This window comes from Thiocystis violacea (assembly GCF_016583565.1).
Taxonomy (GTDB): domain Bacteria; phylum Pseudomonadota; class Gammaproteobacteria; order Chromatiales; family Chromatiaceae; genus Thiorhodococcus; species Thiorhodococcus violaceus_A.
Window position 1 is genome coordinate 1 of record NZ_NRRF01000221.1, and the last position, 958, is coordinate 958.

At 61.7% G+C, this 958-nt stretch carries 1 protein-coding gene; it reads left to right on the forward strand.

Features of this window, described 5'->3' with window-relative positions; genetic code table 11:
- Positions 1-19: 19 nt before the first annotated feature.
- Positions 20-958, forward strand: a 939-nt coding sequence (locus CKO23_RS24885) for an IS1595 family transposase (RefSeq protein WP_200336248.1), incomplete at its 3' end; no start/stop codon positions are given.

A 958-nucleotide genomic window follows, 5' to 3' on the forward strand; every position in this document is an offset into this window, starting at 1 on the left:
ACCGGAGTAAACTCCAAGGGTGACTTACCCTCATGCTGGCGTTGATTATCCGCGGACTGCGGGCGAGTTCCAGTCCTGGTTTCGCACCGATGCGGACTGCCTCGACTACCTGGAGTGGCTCCGGTGGCCAGGCGGATTCGTGTGCCCCGCCTGCGGACACGTTGGTGGTTGGCGGCTGGGCGACGGTCGGTTTATGTGCTCCGGGTGCGCTAGGCGCACGTCAGTGACCGCGGGCACGATCTTCGATCGGACGCGCACGCCCCTGACAGTCTGGTTCAATATCTGCTGGCTATTCGCCACTGGTAAAGACGGAATCTCAGCGTTGAGCCTAAAACGCACGCTAGACATTGGCTCCTATCAGACAGCGTGGGCCATACTGCATCGCCTGCGCTCGGTGCTGGTGCGGCCGGATCGGGATCGGTTAAGCGGAATGGTGGAGGTAGACGAGACCTACATCGGTGGGCAGGAGCCTGGTCTGCCTGGCGGGCGCGCTCAGGGCAAGAAAGTCCTGACGGGCATCGCGGTGGAAGTCCTGGAACCGAAAGGGTTCGGTCGGTGTCGGATGAGACCGCTGAAGGATGCTTCAGCGGCATCCCTAGAGGCCTTCGTGACAGACTTTATCGAGCCGGGAGCGACGGTCATCACCGATGGTTGGCAAGGCTACTGCGGACTGAGCAAACTCGCCTATATCCACCGTTCTCACAGCCAGCGCGCTGCCAAAGCTCGCGGAGAAGACCCAGGAGATCTACTGCCCGGAGTGCATCGCGTCGCATCGCTGGCCAAACGGTGGTTGCTGGGTACCCATCAGGGCGCCGTGGATAGTGCTCACCTTGCCAGCTACCTGAACGAGTTCGTGTTCCGCTTCAACCGCCGGCGGTCCCGCAGCCGTGGGATGGTGTTCTACCGGGTACTCGAACTCGCGATTGCGAACGAGCCTGTGCGCTACAAGGAACTCGCA